Origin of the sequence: Leclercia sp. J807, assembly GCF_009734465.1 — a bacterium.
Lineage (GTDB): Bacteria > Pseudomonadota > Gammaproteobacteria > Enterobacterales > Enterobacteriaceae > Enterobacter.
Genome location: NZ_CP046446.1, coordinates 1,368,987 through 1,389,710, shown reverse-complemented (window position 1 = coordinate 1,389,710; position 20,724 = coordinate 1,368,987). Strand labels below are relative to the sequence as shown.

21 protein-coding genes are annotated in these 20,724 nt (G+C 57.0%); 11 read left to right on the top strand and 10 right to left on the bottom strand.

Annotation, left to right across the window (positions count from 1 at the left end):
* Positions 1 to 34: 34 nt before the first annotated feature.
* Positions 35 to 973, bottom strand: a complete 939-nt coding sequence (gene hutG, locus GNG26_RS06460; protein WP_156238151.1) for a formimidoylglutamase — start codon at positions 971 to 973, stop codon at positions 35 to 37.
* A complete protein-coding gene (hutI, locus tag GNG26_RS06455; protein WP_156240146.1) occupies positions 970 to 2,193 on the bottom strand; it encodes an imidazolonepropionase in 1,224 nt (407 codons plus the stop codon). Before hutI ends, hutG begins: the two co-directional genes overlap by 4 nt.
* A 223-nt stretch (positions 2,194 to 2,416) precedes the next feature.
* Here hutI and GNG26_RS06450 point away from each other — a divergent pair, with 223 nt between their 5' ends.
* Complete coding sequence (locus GNG26_RS06450; protein ID WP_156238148.1) at positions 2,417 to 3,700, top strand: putative acyl-CoA thioester hydrolase; 1,284 nt, start codon at positions 2,417 to 2,419, stop codon at positions 3,698 to 3,700.
* A gap of 52 nt (positions 3,701 to 3,752) precedes the next feature.
* On the opposite strand, the gene tisB is transcribed toward GNG26_RS06450, so the two are convergent.
* Together tisB and pgl are read right to left on the bottom strand one after the other, a co-directional pair.
* Entirely contained in the window at positions 3,753 to 3,842 is a 90-nt protein-coding gene (tisB, locus tag GNG26_RS06445) for a type I toxin-antitoxin system toxin TisB (RefSeq protein WP_103178749.1), read from the bottom strand.
* Between the two features lie 440 nt (positions 3,843 to 4,282).
* Positions 4,283 to 5,278, bottom strand: coding sequence for a 6-phosphogluconolactonase (gene pgl / locus GNG26_RS06440; protein ID WP_156238145.1), 996 nt, complete (start codon positions 5,276 to 5,278; stop codon positions 4,283 to 4,285).
* A 153-nt stretch (positions 5,279 to 5,431) separates the two neighbouring features.
* On the opposite strand from pgl, the gene GNG26_RS06435 reads away from it, so the two are divergent.
* Positions 5,432 to 6,250 (top strand): pyridoxal phosphatase, encoded by an 819-nt coding sequence (locus tag GNG26_RS06435; protein WP_156238142.1) that lies wholly within the window; start codon positions 5,432 to 5,434, stop codon positions 6,248 to 6,250.
* On the opposite strand, the gene modC is transcribed toward GNG26_RS06435, so the two are convergent.
* The 4 genes from modC to GNG26_RS06415 form a co-directional block, all read right to left on the bottom strand.
* Positions 6,251 to 7,309, bottom strand: a complete 1,059-nt coding sequence (gene modC, locus GNG26_RS06430) for a molybdenum ABC transporter ATP-binding protein ModC (protein ID WP_103823539.1) — start codon at positions 7,307 to 7,309, stop codon at positions 6,251 to 6,253.
* 2 nt (positions 7,310 to 7,311) lie between these two features.
* A complete protein-coding gene (gene modB / locus GNG26_RS06425) occupies positions 7,312 to 8,001 on the bottom strand; it encodes a molybdate ABC transporter permease subunit (protein ID WP_103823540.1) in 690 nt (229 codons plus the stop codon).
* Positions 7,998 to 8,774: a molybdate ABC transporter substrate-binding protein gene (gene modA / locus GNG26_RS06420; protein ID WP_156238139.1), complete on the bottom strand. Its 777-nt coding sequence runs from the start codon at positions 8,772 to 8,774 to the stop codon at positions 7,998 to 8,000. Before modA ends, modB begins: the two co-directional genes overlap by 4 nt.
* 179 nt (positions 8,775 to 8,953) lie before the next feature.
* Positions 8,954 to 9,103: an AcrZ family multidrug efflux pump-associated protein gene (locus tag GNG26_RS06415; RefSeq protein WP_103178743.1), complete on the bottom strand. Its 150-nt coding sequence runs from the start codon at positions 9,101 to 9,103 to the stop codon at positions 8,954 to 8,956.
* Positions 9,104 to 9,231: 128 nt separating this feature from the next.
* On the opposite strand from GNG26_RS06415, the gene modE reads away from it, so the two are divergent.
* The 7 genes from modE (at position 9,232) to gpmA (ending at position 16,986) form a co-directional block, all read left to right on the top strand.
* Positions 9,232 to 10,020 carry a molybdenum-dependent transcriptional regulator gene (gene modE, locus GNG26_RS06410; RefSeq protein WP_114315590.1) on the top strand — a complete coding sequence of 263 codons (789 nt, stop codon included), beginning with the start codon at positions 9,232 to 9,234 and terminating at the stop codon, positions 10,018 to 10,020.
* A gap of 68 nt (positions 10,021 to 10,088) precedes the next feature.
* Entirely contained in the window at positions 10,089 to 11,558 is a 1,470-nt protein-coding gene (gene modF, locus GNG26_RS06405; RefSeq protein ID WP_156238136.1) for a molybdate ABC transporter ATP-binding protein ModF, read from the top strand.
* A 206-nt stretch (positions 11,559 to 11,764) separates the two neighbouring features.
* Positions 11,765 to 12,781, top strand: a complete 1,017-nt coding sequence (gene galE, locus GNG26_RS06400; protein ID WP_156238133.1) for a UDP-glucose 4-epimerase GalE — start codon at positions 11,765 to 11,767, stop codon at positions 12,779 to 12,781.
* Between the two features lie 9 nt (positions 12,782 to 12,790).
* Positions 12,791 to 13,837 carry a galactose-1-phosphate uridylyltransferase gene (gene galT, locus GNG26_RS06395; RefSeq protein WP_156238130.1) on the top strand — a complete coding sequence of 349 codons (1,047 nt, stop codon included), beginning with the start codon at positions 12,791 to 12,793 and terminating at the stop codon, positions 13,835 to 13,837.
* Positions 13,838 to 13,839: 2 nt separating this feature from the next.
* Positions 13,840 to 14,988 (top strand): galactokinase, encoded by a 1,149-nt coding sequence (galK, locus tag GNG26_RS06390; RefSeq protein WP_103823546.1) that lies wholly within the window; start codon positions 13,840 to 13,842, stop codon positions 14,986 to 14,988.
* A complete protein-coding gene (gene galM, locus GNG26_RS06385; RefSeq protein WP_156238127.1) occupies positions 14,982 to 16,022 on the top strand; it encodes a galactose-1-epimerase in 1,041 nt (346 codons plus the stop codon). The genes galK and galM overlap by 7 nt, the downstream gene beginning before the upstream one ends.
* Positions 16,023 to 16,233: 211 nt before the next feature.
* Positions 16,234 to 16,986: a 2,3-diphosphoglycerate-dependent phosphoglycerate mutase gene (gene gpmA / locus GNG26_RS06380; RefSeq protein WP_103178736.1), complete on the top strand. Its 753-nt coding sequence runs from the start codon at positions 16,234 to 16,236 to the stop codon at positions 16,984 to 16,986.
* A gap of 66 nt (positions 16,987 to 17,052) precedes the next feature.
* On the opposite strand, the gene aroG is transcribed toward gpmA, so the two are convergent.
* Positions 17,053 to 18,105, bottom strand: a complete 1,053-nt coding sequence (aroG, locus tag GNG26_RS06375; protein ID WP_103178735.1) for a 3-deoxy-7-phosphoheptulonate synthase AroG — start codon at positions 18,103 to 18,105, stop codon at positions 17,053 to 17,055.
* Positions 18,106 to 18,426: 321 nt separating this feature from the next.
* Here aroG and GNG26_RS22795 point away from each other — a divergent pair, with 321 nt between their 5' ends.
* Both GNG26_RS22795 and zitB read left to right on the top strand, forming a co-directional pair.
* Positions 18,427 to 18,957 carry a protein YbgS gene (locus GNG26_RS22795; protein ID WP_156240145.1) on the top strand — a complete coding sequence of 177 codons (531 nt, stop codon included), beginning with the start codon at positions 18,427 to 18,429 and terminating at the stop codon, positions 18,955 to 18,957.
* A gap of 108 nt (positions 18,958 to 19,065) precedes the next feature.
* Complete coding sequence (gene zitB, locus GNG26_RS06365; protein WP_156238124.1) at positions 19,066 to 20,004, top strand: CDF family zinc transporter ZitB; 939 nt, start codon at positions 19,066 to 19,068, stop codon at positions 20,002 to 20,004.
* On the opposite strand, the gene pnuC is transcribed toward zitB, so the two are convergent.
* Complete coding sequence (gene pnuC, locus GNG26_RS06360) at positions 20,001 to 20,720, bottom strand: nicotinamide riboside transporter PnuC (protein ID WP_103178732.1); 720 nt, start codon at positions 20,718 to 20,720, stop codon at positions 20,001 to 20,003. The two genes, zitB and pnuC, sit on opposite strands and share 4 nt — an antisense overlap.
* Between the last annotated feature and the right edge of the window lie 4 nt (positions 20,721 to 20,724).

Sequence of the window (20,724 nt, the reverse complement as noted above, 5' to 3'; positions counted from 1 at the left end):
TAAGCCGTCATAAAAAATCGAGTATATACAAGCTTTATGCCCACCAGTGAGCGATTTGCCACGCCAGCCGTGCGGCGAGCTTCGCCCCCTGGCCGTCGCGATCGAAGCCGGGACTGAACTCAACCAGATCGGCCGCCTGCAGTTTGCCGCTGCGACAGATCTGCTCGATGACCGGGAGCAGATCCGGGGCGGGAACCCCCAGCGCGGCGGGGGCCGACACGGCGGGCATCTCCCCGGCAGGCATCACGTCGAGATCGAGAGTCAGGTAGACACGGTCTGCCTGTTCAAGAAGCGTTGTGAGCGTGTTCAGCGCCTGCTGCCGGAAATCGAGATCCTCCACCAGCGTAACGTTCAGGCGCGCAGCCTCATCCCACAGCGCCTGGGTATTGGCCGCCCGGCTGACACCCAGACAGGCATAGTGAAACTCACGCTGCTGCGCGGCGCAGTACCGGGCCAGCTGGCGGAACGGCGTGCCGGAGGTCGCCTGACTGGCGTTTCGTAGATCGAGATGGGCATCGAGGTTGACGATCGCAACCCGCTCGCCGGGAAAGGCATCCAGCACGCCGCGACCATGGGCCCAGGCGGTTTCGTGTCCGCCGCCGAAAACCAGGGTGCGCATGCCCGCCTGCTGGCAGGCGGTGACCGTCTCGCTCAGCGCCTGCTGGGCCGCCTCCAGCGCATTGCCTTCTACGCCAATGTTACCCATATCCATCAGCCGATCGTGCCCCTGATGGCTCGCCATGTTCGCCAGCGCACGGCGCAACACATCTGGTGCCTGTGCGGCACCGGGGCGGCCCTGATTGCGTCTGACCCCTTCGTCACAGGCGAAGCCAATCAGGGCGATACCGTCACCGGTCGGCGTTGGCGTGTCGCTAAGTTGCACGGTTTGAAACAGGCGCAGCGCGTTGCTGGCCTCGCTGCTGTCGTCACGGCCTTGCCAGACGTCCGGTGAAACCGGCTGCCACAGGCTCATACTGTTTTTCCTCTGAATACGCGCTGATAAAGCGGGTTACGACCCGGCTCATAGACCATCTCCACCGGGTTTTTCGCATCCCAGATGGCCAGATCGGCGACAAACCCGGCCTTCAACTGGCCATGCGTCTCGCCGCGGCCCAACGCCTTCGCGGCATGCCGGGTGACACCTGCCCACGCCTCTTCCGGGGTTAAGCCAAACTGGACGCAGGCCATGTTCATCGACAGGTGTAGGCTGGCGAACGGACTGGTGCCCGGGTTGTAGTCCGTGGCGACCGCCATCGGTATCCCCCGCTGGCGTAACAGCGCAACCGGCGGGCGCTGGCGCTCCTGTAAAAAGTAAAATGCGCCGGGGAGTAAGACCGCCACGGTGCCGCTCTGCGCCATCGCGTCGACACCAGCCTCGTCGAGATATTCAATATGATCGGCGGAGAGTCCGCGATATCGGCTGACCAGCGCAGTACCGCCGAGACTGGAGAGCTGCTCAACGTGGCCTTTAATGGGGATGCCCAGCGTCTGCGCCGTCTGGAACACTCGCTCGCTCTGTTCAGGCGTAAACCCGACATTTTCGCAGAAGACATCGACAGCTTCGAAGAGTCCTTTTTCCCACAGTGCAGGTAACATGTGCTGACAAACATGGTCGATGTAGGCATCCGGATCCTGGCGATACGCCTTTGGCACGGCGTGCGCCGCCAGCAGCGTCGGGCTGATCTCTACCGGGTTGGTCTGCGCAAGACGCCGGGCCACGCGCAGCATCTTCTCTTCGGATTCGTCATCCAGGCCGTAACCCGACTTAATCTCAAGGGTGGTGACGCCCTCGCGCATTAAGCGCTGCAAGCGCTGCTGCGCGAGCTGTTCGAGCTGCTCAGGCGTGCTCTCCCGGGTGGCAGTGACCGTGGCGTTAATCCCGCCGCCTTGGGCGCTGATGGTCTGATAAGAGACCCCGTTGAGTCGCTGCTCCCATTCGGCGGCACGATCGCCGCCAAACACCAGATGCGTGTGGCAGTCGATCAGGCCCGGCGTCACCAGCCGCCCCTGTAAATTGATGGTGTTGGGCAGATCCTTCGGCAGGTCAGATTCCGGCACGATGGCCAGGATGGTCTCACCGCGCACAATCAATGCCCGGTTTTCCAGCAGGCCATAGGGAGTGTTGTGGTCGGGATCCAGCGTCGCGAGGCGCAGGTTACGCCAGATCAGATCGTCAGGATGAAGTTGCAGCATCGGGCTTCCGCTTGTCATGGGTTGTATAGACATTTATTTTCATTCCTGTCGCCCTGTCAATCGCCTTTACCGAGATTGTTATTTATTTGTGACAACTTCCCCGCTAACCGCGGGAAGAAAAAGCAACTTTTTGCCTTTTATTCTTCCCGTTTCGCTCAACTTAGTATAAAAAAGCAGGCTATTTCAGTTGTCCCCCTATTGATATGTTTTGCAGGAGCTTCCCTTGAACATTTCCAGGATTTCTCGTCTGGCGCTGGCACTCGCATTTGGCGTGACGTTATCGGCGTGCAGCTCTACCCCGCCGGATCAACTGCCATCAGAGCAGGCTGCGCCGGGCACGGCTTCCCGTCCGATCCTCTCCGCTGACGAAGCGAAAAACTTCCAGCAGGCTCGCTACTTTACGGCCATGGATCCAAACGCGGCGCCGTGGAGTCCTTATGCCATCCGCCTGCCTGAGCAGCCGAACTTTGTAGTTGGCCCGGCGGGAACCCAGGGCGTGACGCACACCACAATCCAGGCGGCAGTCGATGCTGCCATTGCGAAGCACAGCAGCTCCCGTCAGTACATCGCCATTTTACCGGGCGAATACGAAGGTACCGTCTATGTGCCTGCTGCGCCGGGGAGCGTGACGCTCTACGGTACGGGTGAAAAACCGATTGACGTCAAAATTGGTCTGGCGATCGACTCCGAGATCGACACTGCAACCTGGCGTCGTCTGGTTAACCCGGGCGGTAAATACATGCCGGGCAAACCGGCCTGGTATATGTTCGACCGTTGCCAGAGCAAGCACAGCGCCACCGTTGGCCTGATGTGTTCCGCGGTCTTCTGGTCGCAGAACAACGGCCTGCAGCTGCAGAACCTGACCATTGAAAACAATCTGGGTGATAGCGTGGATGCCGGTAACCACCAGGCGGTGGCCCTGCGCAGCGATGGCGATCAGGTGCAGATTGACAAGGTGAACATTCTGGGTCGCCAGAACACCTTCTTCGTCACTAACAGCGGCGTTGACAACACCCTGAAAAACAACCGTATCACCCGTACGCTGGTGACCAACAGCTACATTGAAGGGGATGTGGATATGGTTTCTGGTCGCGGTGCCGTGGTGTTTGATAACACCGATTTCCGCGTCATGAACACCCGTACCCAGCAGGAAGGCTACGTCTTCGCCCCTGCGACGCAGTCCAATCTGTTCTACGGCTTCCTGGCAGTGAACAGCCGCTTTACCGCGATGGGCGACGGCGTGGCGCAGCTCGGCCGCTCCCTGGATGTCGATTCCGCCACTAACGGTCAGGTGGTGATCCGCGACAGCGTGATCAACGAAGGCTTTAACATGGCTAAACCGTGGGGCAACGCCGCCATCTCTCAGCGTCCGTATGCGGGTAATACCGGTGCGGTGGATGAAAAAGGCAACGTGCAGCGTAACCTCAACGACGCTAACTTCAACCGCATGTGGGAATACAACAACCGCGGCGTGGGAAGTAAAGTGATCGCAGAGCCGAAGCAGTAAACGTTTAGCAAAAAGGGGGAGCAACTCCCCCTTAATGCTGCGGCTGAAAACGTCAGGCACCGGTTTTAAGATACGCATCCAGCAGTTGCAGAACTGCAACCATGAGTTGCAGGAACAGAATTATCCATCCCATCATGCTCATACGCCACTCCTTGGGTCAGGAGCACTTCCACTGACTTACCTTTCCGCTGCCTGTCGCCAGTGGGCGTTGGTTTATGTTGATGTGCTCCGCAGTTAAGGCACTGACGGCACCACCCGCCAGCCAGGACTTAAAAGTGATCCCAGATTGCGGACTGCCACACATCCATACCAACAGTTCTGATTATAAGCAGACGAGACTGGATATTTAAACAGTCTTTCATCAAATAGGAATTTATAAAGGAGCGAGATTAAAAACGATATTATTCAAAGCATTAAGTAAATATCACTACAAGTCACTCTTTCAGGATTAAGCAACTGACGTTGTGCAAAGGGTCAGCACGACGCTAATATAAGGCGGTTGGTTTATGTTGATGTGCTCACCCGGCTACCACCGGGCATAAAAAAACCTCGCATTCGCGAGGTTTTTTTGTTTCATCCGTCTTAGTGCGCGTTAACCACCACCCACATTGGCCCCTGGCCGACGGCGTAACGTCCCTTCTCTTCCAGCAGCCCCTGCTCGCCCTGAATCTCATACAGCGCGATATGGTGGGATTTTTGCCCCGCCGCAATCAGGAATTTACCGCTGTGATCGACGTTGAAGCCGCGCGGCTGCGTTTCGGTTGGCTGGAAGCCTTCGATAGCCAGCACGCTACCATCTTCCGAAACACTAAACACGGTGATCAGGCTGGAGGTACGGTCGCAGGTATAGAGGTGACGGCCATCAGGCGTGATATGGATATCTGCCCCCCAACGGGTATCGGTGAAATCAGACGGCATCATGTCCAGGGTTTGCACACACTCAATCTTACCGTGCGGATCGCGCAGGGCCCAGACGTCCACCGAGCAGTTCAGCTCGTTCACCACGTAGGCGTACTGCTGATTCGGATGGAAGGCCATATGACGCGGACCGGCCCCTTCAACGGTAGTCACTTCCGCCGGGTTCTGCGCGGTCAGCTTGCCGTCATCGCCCAGCGTAAACAGGCAGATGCGATCCTGCTTCAGCGCCGGCACCCACAGGGTGCGGTTATCCGGGGAGATGTTAGCCGAGTGGCACCCTTCCAGCCCTTCAATCACCTCAACGGTTTCACCAGGAATACCGTCATCCAGACGGGTTACGCTGACGCAGCCGGCATTGTAGGAGCCGCTAAAAATGAAGCGTCCCTGCAGATCGGTGGAGATATGCGTCGGGCTACCCGGCAGCGCGGCTTCGGCCGTGTATGTCAGAGCGCCATCGTCAGGCGAGATACGGTACGCGAGCACGCGGAACTCCGGGCGAACACCCACATACAGGAAACGTTTATCCGGGCTGATCACCATCGGCTGAACCTGGCCGGGAACATCGACAACCTGAACCAGGGTGAGCGAACCTTCGGGATTCAGACGCCAGACATGGATCTGCTGGCTTTCAGGACTGGCGGTATAAACGGTTTGTTTCATGAATGCTCCTTTCCTCACTGCGCGTAAAAGTAATGTACCAGGATAGTCGTTTTTAACGGTGAATGCTGAATTTTAACCAGGAATTTTGCAGCGTTAGTTGCACGGTGTACCATCTGCGCATCCCCTCCTTTCAACATTAACCCGGAATATCAAATGACCTCGCGTGTGATTGCACTGGATTTAGACGGTACGCTGTTAACGCCGCAAAAAACCCTGCTCCCCTCTTCGCTTGAAGCACTGAAGCGTGCCCAGGAGGTAGGATATCAACTCCTCATCGTTACGGGTCGGCATCACGTTGCTATTCATCCTTTTTATCAGGCACTGGCGTTAGATACACCTGCAATTTGTTGTAACGGAACCTATTTGTATGATTATCAAGCAAAAAAGGTTCTGCAAGCCGATCCCTTACCGGTTCCGCAGGCGCTGCAACTGATCGATCTGCTCGATAAACATGCCATTCACGGCCTGATGTATGTTGACGACGCGATGATGTACGAGCGTCCTACCGGCCACGTGATTCGCACCAGCAACTGGGCACAGGCGCTGCCGGAAGCGCAGCGCCCGGTGTTCACGCAGGTGCCGTCCCTCGCCCAGGCCGCCCGTGAGGTCAACGCGATCTGGAAATTTGCCCTGACCGGTGAGGACACAGGCAAACTTAACGACTTTGCCTCACAGGTCGAGCAGACGCTGGGGCTGGAGTGCGAATGGTCATGGCACGATCAGGTGGACATCGCCCGTAAAGGCAACAGCAAGGGGAAACGCCTGGCGGAGTATGTGGAATCCATCGGCGGCTCTATGAAGGACGTCATTGCTTTTGGCGATAACTACAATGACATTAGCATGCTGGAAGCGGCTGGTACCGGGGTGGCGATGGGAAATGCGGACGACGCCGTCAAAGCGCGCGCGAATGTGGTGATCGGCGATAACACCACCAACAGTATCGCCGAATTTATCTATACCCGTCTGCTGTGATCAGGTGGTGATGGAGACGCTCTTGATCTGCGCGTAGAGCCAGAGGCCAGGTTTGATCCCCAGTTCATCTCTGGCCCACGGGCTGATGCGAGCCCACAGCGTGCGGCTGCCAATCTCCAGCTGCACCTCCACCTGGCCGTTGTCGTCGTAACACTGGGCGACTTTGGCGCGCAGAATATTACGGATGCTGCTCTGTAGCGGCGGCTGGAGTACCAGCGAGACATCGGACGCCTGAATGCGAATGCGCAGGTTGGTTTGCAGCGGCTTATCCAGCTTGTTGACCCAGACGTGCTGATCGCCAATCGCCAGGGCGGTCATCGCATAGTGCGGATGGTGTTCCAGCACGCTCACCTTCAGAATGCTGCTCTGCTGCTCCTGCGGCAGCCACGGGTGCATTACGCTGCTCCCCCACACCTCTTCCAGATTACCGAACGCTTTCACGCTGCCATTTTCCAGCACCAGTACCTTATCGGCCAGATGTAGGATCTCATCCAGCGAATGGCTCACATAGAGCATCGGGATGTTAATTTCGCGGGCCAGGCGCTGCAGATAAGGCAGCAGCTCACGCTTGCGCGGAATATCGAGGGAGGCCAGGGGTTCGTCCAGCAGCAGCAGTTCCGGGGCGGTGAGCAGCGCCCGGCCTATCGCCACGCGTTGCTTTTCCCCGCCCGACAGCGACGACGGCAGCCGGTCAAGCAGGTGCTCAATGCCCAGCAAAGCCACCAGCTTATCGAACTGCCCGGCCATGCTTTTCGCCATGCCGTAACGCAGGTTACCCAGCACTTTGTAATGGGGAAACAGCCTGGCGTCCTGGAAGACATAACCAATCCGGCGCTTTTCTGGCGCGAGAAAAATACGCTTTTCGACATCGTTCAGCACCCGATCGTTGAGTACGATCCGCCCCGTCTGAGGTCGTGTCAACCCGCTGATCGCGTTGATTAGCGACGTTTTGCCCGCGCCGGAGACACCAAAAATGGCGGTAATGCCGCTGGCAGGCAGGGTTTCGTTGAGAGTCAGGCAGTGATCGCCCAGCGTCTGGGTAAAATTGAGTTCCAGCATGATTATTTTCCCATCCGTTCACGGCTGATGCGCGACAGCCACTCCGACACCAGCAGCGACACCAGCGCCAGCACAATGGAGATCAGGCACAACCGCGCCGCAGCCCCCTCGCCACCCGGGGTCTGGATCAAGGTATACATGGCCGAAGGGAGAGTGCGTGTTTCGCCCGGAATGTTGGAAACAAAAGTGATGGTGGCGCCAAATTCCCCCAGCGAGCGGGCAAACGCCAGCACCGTGCCGACAATAATGCCCGGCAGCGTCAGGGGAAGCGTAATGGTGAAAAAGACGCGCCAGCGCCCGGCACCGAGGGTACGGGCCGCCTGTTCAAGTTTAAGGTCGACCCCTTCAAGCGCCAGGCGGATCGCCCGTACCATCAGCGGGAATGACATCACCGCCGCCGCCAGCACGGCACCGCGCCAGCTGAAGGCAAAGCTGATGCCAAACCACTCATACAGGCGTTCGCCGATAAAACCGCGCCGCCCCATGGCAATCAGCAGCAGATACCCCACCACCACCGGCGGCAGCACCAGAGGCAGGTGCAAAATACTGTCGAGGAGCGCTTTGCCCGGAAACTGACAGCGAACCAGTAACCAGGCGAAAAAGACCCCAAAGGGCAAACTCAATGCAACCGCGAGGGAAGAGACTTTCAGGCTCAGCAGCACGGCCTGCCATTCGGGATCGGTCAATATCATTCGTGCGTCGTAAATCCGTAACGTTTAAAGATGGCAGACGCCTGCGGCCCCTTCAGATAATCGTAAAAGGCGCTGACGGTTGCGTTTTTATGTCCATCAATGATGGCCACAGGATATTCCACTTTCTTATGCGAGTCTTCAGGGAACGTACCCACCACTTTCACCCCTTTTTCAGCAACCGCATCGGAACCGTAGACGATCCCAAGCGGCGCTTCATTGCGCGCCACCAGCGCCAGCGCGCCGCGCACATCTTCTGCCGGTGCCAGTTGAGGTGCCAGCGTCTCCCAGGCACCCAGTTTTTGCAGCGCCTCTTTGGCATAAATGCCTGCCGGAACGTGTTCCGGATCGCCCACCGCCAGACGCCCCCCTTTCAGCAGGCTGGTCCAGTTTGTCTCCTTGTGGATACTCACCTCGCCCTGAGTGCTGGCTTTAGGCGCCACCACAACCAGGCTGTTGCCGAGCAGGGTGACACGGCTCGCTGCATCAACCGCTTTTTTATCGACGGCGTAATCCATCCACTTTTGATCGGCCGAGATAAAGAGATCGGCAGGCGCGCCTGCTTCAATCTGTCGCGCCAGGGTGGACGAAGAGGCAAATGACGACACCACGTCGACGTTTTTCTCTTTTTTATACACCGCGGCAATATCCTGCATTGCGTTCGTCAGTGATGCGGCGGCAAAGACGGTGATCTTACCTTCGTCTGCCAGCGCCTGGCCGGCCAGCGTGAGTGTCAGCGTCACGCCGGTAACAAATCCTGACCATGTACGTTTCATTTAAAGCTCCTGCAAAGACCGTTATATAAATCGAAATATAACGATAACCGTCAGGTTTGCCCAGCGTTAAATCGTACCGATCGGGGAGTAGATCAATTTTGTACTAAAAATAGTATCGGCGAGGAAGGGGGAAACTTGAGAGCAAAACGCCCGGCGGAACCGGGCGTTTTTAAAGGGAATTAATGCTGTTTTTTCGGCTGTTTTCTGTGGCCGACATTGGAAAAGATGTTGAACACCTCACCCAGGCCGTAGATGGCACCGAGGATGATAGCCATCACCACTGGTACCATGATCACGGCGAATACCAGACTTTTCAGCAATTCTAACATGGCTTTCTCCAGACAATGTGAATTGCCTTATTCTAACCGGAAAAGCGAGAATTACATCCCCTTTTGTGCGGTACAGTTTGCGCCGGTAACGAATTACGTCACAATACTCCTTTTGCCAGGACATTGTTATGCAGGCCGAAATTCTCCTCACCCTACGTCTTTCGCAAAAACTGTTCGCCGATCCCCGCCGCATTGCCCTGCTCAAGCAAATTGAGCAAACCGGCTCCATCAGCCAGGGGGCAAAAAACGCCGGAATTAGCTATAAAAGCGCGTGGGATGCCATCAACGAGATGAACACGCTGAGCGAACAGACCCTGGTCGATCGCGCCACCGGCGGCAAAGGCGGCGGCGGTGCCATCCTGACGCGCTACGGGCAGCGGCTGATCCAGCTCTATGACCTGCTGGCGCAGATTCAGCAAAAGGCCTTCGATGTCTTAAGCGATGACGACGCCCTGCCGCTGGACAGCCTGCTCGGCGCCATCTCGCGTTTCTCTTTGCAAACCAGCGCCCGTAACCAGTGGTTTGGCACCGTCACCGCCCGCGATGATGACCAGGTGCAGCAGCATGTCGATATTTTGCTCGCCGACGGCACCACCCGCCTGAAAGTCGCCATTACGGCCCAGAGCGGCAAGCGGCTGGGGCTGGATGAGGGCAAAGAGGTGCTGGTGCTGCTGAAAGCGCCCTGGGTCAACATCACGCTGGAGAGTGAGGCGGCAAAACAGGCGGATAACCAGCTACAGGGAGTTATCAACCATATCGACCGTGGCGACGAGCAGTGTGAAGTGCTGATGACCCTGCCCGACGGCCAGACGCTGTGCGCCACCGTGCCTGCGGCCCAGAGCCAGGATTTAGAAGAAGGTGCTGAGGCGACCGCATATTTTAATGCCGACCGGGTGATTATCGCCACGTTGTGCTAAGCACATTGACATGTGTGCCGACAGTAGGTTATCCCTGAAGCTTATTGCTGCAAAAAATGGGATAAATCATGTCATCATTGCAAATTTCGCAAGGCACGTTTCGTCTTAGCGACACGCGTACGCTCACCCTCGCTGATTTTACGTTGAATGGTGGTGAAAGCTGGGCTTTTGTGGGCAGTAACGGCAGCGGCAAATCTGCCCTCGCCCGCGCCCTGGCTGGCGAGCTGACGCTGTTGAAGGGCGAACGCCAGAGCAGTTTCACCCGCGTGACCCGCCTCTCCTTCGAGCAACTGCAGAAACTGGTCAGCGACGAGTGGCAGCGTAACAACACCGATATGCTCAGCCCCGATGAAGACGATACGGGCCGAACGGCCGCCGAAATCATTCAGGACGAAATTAAAGACGACGTCCGCTGCCGCCAGCTGGCGGAACAGTTCGGCATCACTCACCTGCTGGACCGACGCTTTAAATACCTCTCTACCGGCGAAACCCGCAAAACGCTGCTGTGCCAGGCGCTGATGGCCGAACCCGAACTACTGATCCTCGATGAGCCTTTTGACGGCCTCGATGTCAAATCGCGCGGGCAGCTGGCGGATCTGCTGGCCTCGCTTAATCAGCAAGGTTATACCCTGGTGCTGGTCCTGAACCGTTTTGATGAGATCCCCGATTTTGTGCAGAACGCCGGGGTTCTGGCCGACTGCACCCTGACGGCGGTGGGGGATAAAGCGACCCTGCTTAACCAGGCCCTGATTGCCCAGCTTGCGCACAGCGAAAAACTGAACGGGGTCACCCTGCCCGAACCGGATGCCCCGTCTGCGCGTCACGGTTTGCCGGAGGGCGAGGCGCGGATTGTGCTGAATAACGGCGTGGTCTCCTATAACGATCGTCCGATCCTCAATCAGTTAAGCTGGAAGGTAAATCCCGGCGAGCACTGGCAGATTGTCGGCCCTAATGGCGCCGGTAAATCGACCCTGCTGAGCCTCATTACCGGCGATCACCCCCAGGGCTACAGCAACGATCTCACGCTCTTTGGCCGCCGCCGCGGCAGCGGCGAAACCATCTGGGATATCAAAAAGCATATCGGCTACGTCAGCAGCAGCCTGCACCTCGATTACCGCGTCAGTACCACGGTACGCAACGTCATCCTGTCCGGTTATTTCGACTCCATTGGTATTTATCAGGCGGTGTCTGACCGGCAGCACAAGCTGGCGCAGCAGTGGCTGAATATTCTGGGGATGGATAACCGGGTTGCGGATGCCCCGTTCAGCAGCCTGTCGTGGGGCCAGCAGCGGCTGGCACTCATCGTGCGCGCGCTGGTGAAACACCCGACGCTGCTGATCCTCGACGAGCCGCTGCAGGGGCTGGATCCCCTTAACCGCCAGCTTATTCGCCGTTTTGTCGATGTCCTGATTAGCGAAGGTGAAACGCAGCTGCTGTTTGTTTCTCACCATGCCGAAGACGCACCCGCCTGTATCACCCACCGCCTGGAATTTGTCGCCAACGGCGACGGCTATCGCTACCAGGTTGGCCGCATCTGACATCCTGACGGGGGCCACGCCCCCGCTCTTTTTCGGACAACCTGCAACATCCCACCCCGAGCGCTTTGATCTACAATCCTTTTTTAGCCGGAGAGCAGCTGCGTTTCGTGCAGTGTAAACGATTCCACTATTTTATCCCATGTCACACTTTCCTGCTCTCTGTTATGCTAGGATTATCTCATACCATAAGCCTAATGGAGCGAAATATGCGAGTTCTGGTAACAGGTGGTAGCGGTTACATAGGAAGTCATACCTGTGTGCAACTGCTGCAAAATGGCCATGACGTCATCATCCTTGATAACCTGTGCAACAGTAAACGCAGCGTGCTGCCGGTTATGGAGCGCCTGGCCGGTAAGCAGCCTGCTTTTGTCGAAGGCGATATTCGTAACGAAGCGCTGATGACTGAGATCCTGCACGATCACGCCATTGATACGGTGATCCACTTTGCTGGCCTGAAAGCGGTGGGCGAGTCCGTGGCGAAGCCGCTGGAATATTATGACAACAACGTTAACGGCACGCTGCGTCTGGTCTCTGCCATGCGCGCGGCGGGCGTCAAAAACCTGATCTTCAGTTCTTCCGCCACCGTCTACGGCGACCAGCCGCAAATCCCTTATGTTGAAAGCTTCCCGACCGGTACGCCGCAAAGTCCGTACGGCAAGAGCAAGCTGATGGTGGAACAGATCCTGACCGACCTGCAAAAAGCACAGCCGGAGTGGAGCATTGCCCTGCTGCGTTATTTCAACCCGGTGGGCGCACACCCATCCGGCGACATGGGTGAAGATCCGCAGGGTATTCCTAACAACCTGATGCCCTATATTGCCCAGGTTGCGGTAGGCCGTCGTGACTCGCTGGCGGTGTTCGGCAACGACTACCCTACCCCGGATGGCACCGGCGTTCGCGACTACATTCACGTGATGGATCTCGCCGACGGCCACGTCGCCGCCATGCAACAGCTGGCCGATAAACCGGGTGTTCACATTTACAACCTCGGCGCAGGCGTCGGCAGCAGCGTGCTGGATGTGGTGAATGCCTTCAGCGCCGCCTGCGGCAAGCCTGTGAGCTACCACTTTGCCCCGCGTCGCGAGGGCGATCTGCCCGCCTACTGGGCCGATGCCAGCAAGGCCGAGAAAGAGCTTAACTGGCGTGTCTCCCGCACGCTTGACGAAATGGCACAGGATACCTGGCGCTGGCAGTCTCGCCACCCCCAGGGCTATCCGGACTAAGGACCTGTCATGACCCAATTTAACCCCGTCGATCACCCGCATCGTCGTTTTAATCCATTAACCGGGCAGTGGATCCTGGTCTCTCCGCATCGCGCCAAACGCCCCTGGCAGGGCGCGCAGGAGACCCCGTCCAGCGAGACACTGCCCCAGCACGATCCGGACTGTTTCCTCTGTCCAGGGAATACCCGCGTCACCGGCGATATCAACCCGGACTATAAAGGCACCTTCGTCTTTACCAACGACTTTGCCGCCCTGATGACCGACACGCCGGACGCGCCGAAGAGTGACGATCCGTTGCTGCGCTGCGAAAGCGCGCGCGGCACCAGCCGGGTGATCTGCTTCTCGCCGGATCACAGCAAAACCCTGCCGGAGCTGAGCGTCGAGGCGCTGACCGAAGTGGTGAAAACCTGGCAGGAGCAGACCGCCGAACTGGGACAGACCTATCCCTGGGTGCAGGTCTTCGAGAACAAAGGCGCGGCGATGGGCTGCTCGAATCCCCATCCGCACGGCCAGGTGTGGGCCAACAGCTTTATGCCTAACGAAGTGGAGCGGGAAGATCGGTTGCAAAAAGCCTATTACGCTGAGCAACAGTCGCCCATGCTGCTGGACTATGTTCAGCGCGAGCTGGCTGATGGCAGCCGCACCGTCGTGGAAACCGAACACTGGTTAGCGGTGGTGCCATACTGGGCGGCATGGCCATTCGAGACCCTGTTGCTGCCGAAAGCCCACGTTCTGCGGTTAACCGATCTGAGCGACGCCCAGCGCAGCGATCTGGCGCTGGCGCTGAAAAAACTGACCAGCCGCTATGACAATCTGTTCCAGTGCTCCTTCCCCTATTCCATGGGCTGGCACGGGGCGCCCTTTAATGGCGAAGAGAATCAACACTGGCAGCTGCACGCCCACTTCTATCCGCCGCTGTTGCGCTCCGCCACCGTACGTAAGTTTATGGTCGGCTACGAGATGCTGGCAGAAACCCAGCGTGACCTGACGGCGGAGCAGGCCGCAGAGCGTCTGCGTGCAGTGAGTGATGTCCATTTTCGCGAATCCGGAGAATAACAATGAGTCTGAAAGATAAAACCCACGCCCTGTTTGCTGAAAAATTTGGTTATCCCGCCACTCACGCAATCCAGGCGCCAGGCCGCGTTAACCTCATCGGCGAACACACCGACTATAACGACGGTTTTGTCCTGCCCTGCGCCATTGATTACCAGACGGTGATCAGCTGCGCGAAACGCGACGACCGCAAGGTGCGCGTGATGGCAGCGGATTATGACAACCAGATCGATGAATTTTCGCTGGATGAGCCGATTGTTGCCCATGACAGCCAGCAGTGGTCTAACTACGTCCGCGGCGTGGTGAAGCATCTGCAAAAACGTAACAAAGAGTTTGGCGGCGCTGATCTGGTGATCAGCGGCAACGTCCCACAGGGTGCAGGCCTGAGCTCCTCTGCCTCACTGGAAGTGGCCGTCGGCACCGTCTTCCAGCAGCTCTATCACCTGCCGCTGGATGGCGCGCAGATCGCCCTTAATGGCCAGGAAGCAGAGAACCAGTTCGTCGGCTGTAACTGCGGCATCATGGATCAGCTGATCTCGGCGCTGGGCAAAAAAGGCCACGCGTTACTGATCGACTGCCGCTCGCTGGGCACCAAAGCGGTCAGCCTGCCGAAAGGCGCGGCGGTGATCATCATCAACAGTAATTTCAAACGCACCCTGGTGGGCAGCGAGTACAACACCCGTCGTGAGCAGTGTGAAACTGGCGCACGCTTCTTCCAGCAGTCTGCACTGCGTGATGTCTCGCTCAACGAGTTTAATAAAGTGGCCCACGAGCTGGACCCGGTAGTAGCAAAACGCGTTCGTCATGTCCTGACCGAAAACGCCCGTACCGTAGAAGCAGCAGCTGCGCTGGAAAAAGGCGATCTGCAACGGATGGGTGAGCTGATGGCCGAGTCGCATGCCTCTATGCGCGACGACTTCGAAATCACCGTCCCACAGATCGACACTCTGGTTGAGATTGTGAAATCCGCCATTGGCGATCAAGGCGGTGTGCGTATGACCGGCGGTGGCTTCGGCGGCTGCGTGGTGGCGCTGGTACCGGAGGAACTGGTGCCGGTTGTTCAGCAAGCCGTGGAACAACAGTATGAAGCCAAAACCGGTATCAAAGAGACTTTCTATGTTTGTAATGCATCACAAGGAGCTGGCCAGTGCTAAACGAAACACCTGTTCTCGCCCCTGACGGCCTGCCGTATCGCCTGATCACCCTGCGCAACGAAGCAGGGATGGTCGTCACGCTGATGGACTGGGGTGCGACGCTGCTCTCCGCCCGCGTCCCGATGACCGACGGCAGCGTCCGCGAAACCCTGCTCGGCTGTGCCTCGCCTGAGCAGTATGTGGAGCAAACGGCCTTCCTGGGCGCCTCGGTAGGCCGTTATGCCAACCGTATCGCCAAAAGCCGCTTTGAACTGGACGGCGTGCGCTATGACCTGCTGCCAAGCCAGGGCGAAAACCAGCTGCACGGCGGCCCGGATGGATTTGATAAACGTCGCTGGCGCATTATGCAGCAGAACGACGCCGAAGCGCTGCTGGCGCTCGACTCGCCGGACGGTGATCAAGGTTTTCCGGGTAACTGTGCGGCGAGTGTGCGTTACCGCTTAACGGATGATAACCGTATCGCCATTGAGTATCGCGCCACCGTGGATAAGCCCTGTCCGGTCAACCTGACCAACCACGCTTATTTCAACCTCGACGGCAGCTGCAGCGACGTGCGCCAGCACCGCCTGCAACTGCTGGCGCAACGCTATCTGCCTGTGGATGAGATGGGGATCCCGCAGGAAGGATTAAAAGACGTTGCCGGTACCAGCTTTGATTTCCGCACCACCAAAGCCATCAGCCAGGATTTCCTGGCGGATGAACACCAGCGCAAGGTGAACGGTTACGATCATGCTTTCCTGCTTGATGCCCAGGGCGATCTGAACCAGCCCGCAGCGCATCTCTGGTCTGCCGATGAAAAGCTGCAGATGACGGTCTATACCACCGCCCCTGCCCTGCAATTCTATTCCGGCAACTTCCTCGAGGGTACCCCGGCGCGCGAAGATGGGGAATATCGAGCCTGGCAGGGTCTGGCGCTGGAGAGCGAGTTCTTACCCGACAGCCCGAATCACGCGGAATGGCCGCAACCTGACTGCATACTGCGCCCTGGCGAAGAGTACATCAGCGTCACCGAATATTACTTTATTGCGCAATAAAAACGAGCCCTCCTGCCGGAGGGCTTTTTTTATCCATCTTGCTGAAAATAGCGCCAGTTACGGACAAAATCACAACCCCTCATTCACAAGCATCTTACACTGCGACACTATTTTCGCTATGGTTAGGGTTAAGCGTTGCCCGCGGCTCAGCCGCAGCAATATAATGAGAATTGTTATCATTCAAATAATGCTTGTTCTGGAGGAGTAAAATATGGCTGTAACTAAGCTGGTTCTGGTACGTCATGGCGAAAGCCAGTGGAACAACGAAAACCGCTTTACCGGTTGGTATGATGTTGACCTGTCCGAAAAAGGTGTTGGCGAAGCGAAAGCAGCGGGCAAACTGCTGAAAGACGAAGGCTTCAGCTTCGATTTTGCTTATACCTCCGTGCTGAAACGTGCCATCCATACCCTGTGGAATGTGCTGGACGAACTGGATCAGGCCTGGCTGCCGGTTGAGAAGTCCTGGAAGCTGAACGAGCGTCACTACGGTGCGCTGCAGGGTCTGAACAAAGCCGAAACCGCAGAAAAATACGGTGACGAGCAGGTTAAACAGTGGCGTCGCGGCTTCGCGGTCACTCCACCAGAGCTGACTAAAGATGACGAGCGTTACCCAGGCCACGATCCGCGTTACGCATCCCTGACTGACGCTGAACTGCCAACCACCGAAAGCCTGGCGCTGACCATCGATCGCGTTGTTCCTTACTGGAACGAAACCATTCTGCCACGCCTGAAAAGCGGTGAGCGCGTGATCATCGCTGCGCACGGTAACTCCCTGCGCGCGCTGGTGAAATACCTGGATAACATGGGTGAAGACGAGATCCTCGAGCTGAACATCCCAACCGGCGTGCCGCTGGTGTATGAGTTCGACGAAAACTTCAAACCAATCAAGCACTACTATCTGGGCAACGCTGACGAAATCGCGGCTAAAGCAGCGGCGGTAGCGAACCAGGGTAAAGCTAAGTAATAAAAAAGCCCGGTCGCGATGACCGGGCTCTGCGTTCTGAATGCCGGATGCTTATCCGGCTTTTTTTTAGCCGCGACGGGCTTTCACCGCGTTCGCCAGCTGGCGCAGCACCGTTTCGGTATCGTCCCAGCCGATGCAGGCATCGGTGACGCTCTTACCGTAGACCAGCGGCTCGCTGCCTTCCAGATTCTGATTGCCTTCCACCAGGTGGCTTTCAATCATCACGCCGATAATCGCCTTTTCACCGCCGGCAATCTGCTGGCAGACATCGGTGCCTACATCCATCTGCTTTTTGAACTGCTTGCTGGAGTTGGCATGGCTGAAGTCGATCATCACCTGCGCCGCCAGACCGGCTTTTTCCAGGCCCGCCTTCACTTCGGCGACGTGCGCCGCGCTGTAGTTAGGCTCTTTGCCGCCGCGCAGAATGATATGGCAGTCGCCGTTCCCGCTGGTGTTCACAATCGCGGAGTGACCCCACTTGGTGACGGAGAGGAAGCAGTGCGGCGCCCCGGCAGCGTTAATGGCGTCGATCGCCACTTTGATGGTGCCATCGGTGCCATTTTTAAAGCCAACCGGGCAGGAGAGCCCTGACGCCAGCTCGCGGTGAACCTGAGACTCGGTGGTACGCGCGCCAATGGCGCCCCAGCTCATCAGGTCAGCGAGATATTGCGGGGTGATCATATCGAGGAATTCACCCGCCGCAGGCAGACCGCTGTCGTTGATGTCCAGCAGCAGCTTACGGGCGATGCGCAGGCCGTCGTTGATCTGGAAGCTGCCATCCATATGCGGATCGTTAATCAGCCCTTTCCAGCCTACGGTGGTACGCGGCTTTTCAAAGTAGACGCGCATGACGATTTCCAGCTCATCCTTCAGCGCTTCGCGCAGGGTCAGCAGTCGCGCCGCATACTCTTTTGCCGCCGCAGGATCGTGAATGGAGCACGGACCGATAACCACCAGAAGACGATCGTCATTACCTTTCAGGATCTTGTGGATCGCTTTACGGGCATGAGAAACGGTGTTGGCGGCGTTTTCGGTGGCGGGAAACTTCTCAAGGAGCGCTACAGGGGGTAATAACTCGTTGATCTCTTTAATACGTAAATCGTCATTCTGATAATTCATGTTCGTTCCAGCGTTGCCATACTTTTATAAATGAATGCAATCCCTCCAATCTATCTTGTCAGTCAGGAAGTGTAAACTCACTTTTACACTAGGCACAGATAAATCCTGGAATTCGCTTAAAAAACGCAACAAAGTAGCGAAAAACGAGATACACCCTAAACTTTTTAACTGTATGCACTGCATTTATAAACTTTATCGCGATTCCATACTGACCTAAGTAGGGATCATGGCATCTTTAACCACTGAGCAGTATATCGATTTCGCATATGCACTGTGGAAAGAAGTTATCCAGAACATAACGACCAGAACAGGAGCAGCATGATGAAAATGACTAAACTCGCAACCCTTTTCCTGACAGCTTCGCTCACGATGGCGAGCGGTGCAGCCCTGGCTGCTGATAGCGCCACCGGCTCTAACACCAATAATGGTCAGGCGAATGCCGCCGCTGATGCAGGGGCCGTTGCGCCTGATGCACGCCAGAATATTGCTCCAAACAACACCGGCAACAGCCAGATTAACACGGGTTCTGGTACAACCGGCACCACCGGTACTACCGGTACCGGCACAACAGGTACAGGTACAGGGACTGGTACGGGTTCTATGCTGAACTCAGATGGTACGAACTCCGGCAGCACCGGGGTGACTAATGGTACCGGCAACAGTTCAACCACTGGCGGCACTAACTCTGTCATGGGTAATGATGACCCAAGTAAGATGAGTAATGACGGCATGTCCAAGGACGATCAGCACAAGAATTCAATGTGTAAAGACGGTAAATGCCCGGATCAATCCGGCAAAGTTGATTCTGAAAGAACCCCGCAAGAACAAAAAACTGACGGCACTACTCAGTAATTAAGGGTAATGCAGTTATGATGAAGGAGAGCTACGGCTCTCCTTTATTTTTTGTGCAAAATGTTAAAAACTCTACACTTACAATAATAATTTACCGGGAAAGTATTCATGGCGCACTCCCACTCGCACGCCCCTTCTTCACAGGATGAAAATGCTAAACGCTTAACGCTGGCGTTCGGCGTCACCGCCACCTTTATGGTCATCGAGGTGATTGGCGGGTTGGTTTCCGGCTCGCTGGCGCTGCTGGCCGATGCGGGTCATATGTTAACGGACGCCGCTGCGCTGCTGTTTGCGCTGCTGGCGGTGGTATTCGCCCGCCGCCCGCCAAGCCACGGACGCACCTTTGGCTGGCTACGTCTCACAACCCTCGCCGCCTTCGTCAACGCCATCGCGCTGGTCTTGATCACGATTTTAATTGTCTGGGAAGCCTTCCAGCGTTTCCGCCATCCGCAGCCTGTCGCGGGTGTCACCATGATGGTGGTGGCCGTTGCCGGGCTTATCGCCAATATCCTGGCGTTCTGGATTTTGCATCGCGGCAGTGGAGAAAAGAATCTCAACGTGCGGGCAGCAGCGCTGCATGTGCTGGGGGATCTGCTGGGGTCGGTGGGGGCCATCGTTGCGGCGCTGGTGATCCTCTGGACCGGCTGGACGCCCATCGATCCGATATTGTCGATTCTGGTCTCCTGCCTGGTGTTACGCAGTGCCTGGCGGCTTCTGCAGGAGAGCGTCAATGAGCTGCTGGAAGGGGCGCCGGCGACGCTGGATATTCCGGCGCTGAAGCGCAACTTAACGCGCTCTATTCCTGAAGTGCGCGATGTGCATCATGTTCACGTCTGGACGGTGGGGGAAAAACCGCTGATAACGCTGCATGTTCAGGTTATCCCGCCTCACGATCATGATGCGTTACTGGGGCGTATTCAGCACTTTCTGGAGCATCATTACGCCATTGCGCACAGCACCATTCAGATGGAATACACCCCCTGTAACGGACCGGACTGCCACCTCAACGAGATCCCGTCCGGTCACGCCCATCATCACCACCATTAACGTGCCAGCGCGTGGGAACCCCGTTCACGCGCGCTGTTAATCCACATCCTGCTGCCGTTCAGGGCGATGAAGGTGAGGATCATGTACTCCAGCGACATGGCGTAGACGCCCTGCAGGGCAAAGATCGCCACGCTTATCACGTTGATAATCACCCACAGCAGCCAGTTTTCGACATATTTACGGGTCATCAGGATCATGGCGGCAATCGACAGAACCATCATGCATGAATCCCAGAACGGGAAGGCGTCAGGCTGCAGCTCCGGCATGGTGACGTTCAGCCCCAGGGTATTCATCACCGAGACCGCTACGCGGGTCAGGAAGGCGAACACCGGGTCGATATAGACCGTCATCAGGCCAATGGCTACCACGCAGGCAGCCAGCCAGCCCATGGCCTTCGGCAACGGTAGCCAGCGGATCTGCAGTTCCGCCTCCTGCTGGCTGTTCTGCCGGGACCAGGCGTACCAGCCGTAGATATTGGCCCCAAAGAAGAACAGCTGCAGCAGCAGGCTGGCATAGAGCTGGATCTGGAAGAAGATGATGGCGAACAGCGTGACGTTCACCAGGCCAAACGCGTAGTTAACGATCTTCTCCAGACTGGCGAGCCAGATACAGAGCAGACCTGCAATCGTCCCGACCGCTTCAATCCATGACAAGTCATAGCCGCCAGCGCCAATCGGTATATGTACCAGAATGTTTTGCGTACTAAAAAAATCCATCTTT

Coding starts and splice junctions, on each gene's coding strand:
- aroG (WP_103178735.1), bottom strand. CDS start 18,105: ATGAATTATCAGAATGACGATTTACGTATTAAAGAGATCAACGAGTTA.
- galK (WP_103823546.1), top strand. CDS start 13,840: ATGAGTCTGAAAGATAAAACCCACGCCCTGTTTGCTGAAAAATTTGGT.
- modA (WP_156238139.1), bottom strand. CDS start 8,774: ATGAAACGTACATGGTCAGGATTTGTTACCGGCGTGACGCTGACACTC.
- modF (WP_156238136.1), top strand. CDS start 10,089: ATGTCATCATTGCAAATTTCGCAAGGCACGTTTCGTCTTAGCGACACG.
- zitB (WP_156238124.1), top strand. CDS start 19,066: ATGGCGCACTCCCACTCGCACGCCCCTTCTTCACAGGATGAAAATGCT.
- GNG26_RS22795 (WP_156240145.1), top strand. CDS start 18,427: ATGAAAATGACTAAACTCGCAACCCTTTTCCTGACAGCTTCGCTCACG.
- pnuC (WP_103178732.1), bottom strand. CDS start 20,720: ATGGATTTTTTTAGTACGCAAAACATTCTGGTACATATACCGATTGGC.
- GNG26_RS06415 (WP_103178743.1), bottom strand. CDS start 9,103: ATGTTAGAATTGCTGAAAAGTCTGGTATTCGCCGTGATCATGGTACCA.
- hutI (WP_156240146.1), bottom strand. CDS start 2,193: ATGCTGCAACTTCATCCTGACGATCTGATCTGGCGTAACCTGCGCCTC.
- tisB (WP_103178749.1), bottom strand. CDS start 3,842: ATGAGCATGATGGGATGGATAATTCTGTTCCTGCAACTCATGGTTGCA.
- gpmA (WP_103178736.1), top strand. CDS start 16,234: ATGGCTGTAACTAAGCTGGTTCTGGTACGTCATGGCGAAAGCCAGTGG.
- hutG (WP_156238151.1), bottom strand. CDS start 973: ATGAGCCTGTGGCAGCCGGTTTCACCGGACGTCTGGCAAGGCCGTGAC.
- galE (WP_156238133.1), top strand. CDS start 11,765: ATGCGAGTTCTGGTAACAGGTGGTAGCGGTTACATAGGAAGTCATACC.
- modB (WP_103823540.1), bottom strand. CDS start 8,001: ATGATATTGACCGATCCCGAATGGCAGGCCGTGCTGCTGAGCCTGAAA.
- pgl (WP_156238145.1), bottom strand. CDS start 5,278: ATGAAACAAACCGTTTATACCGCCAGTCCTGAAAGCCAGCAGATCCAT.
- GNG26_RS06435 (WP_156238142.1), top strand. CDS start 5,432: ATGACCTCGCGTGTGATTGCACTGGATTTAGACGGTACGCTGTTAACG.
- galT (WP_156238130.1), top strand. CDS start 12,791: ATGACCCAATTTAACCCCGTCGATCACCCGCATCGTCGTTTTAATCCA.
- modE (WP_114315590.1), top strand. CDS start 9,232: ATGCAGGCCGAAATTCTCCTCACCCTACGTCTTTCGCAAAAACTGTTC.
- modC (WP_103823539.1), bottom strand. CDS start 7,309: ATGCTGGAACTCAATTTTACCCAGACGCTGGGCGATCACTGCCTGACT.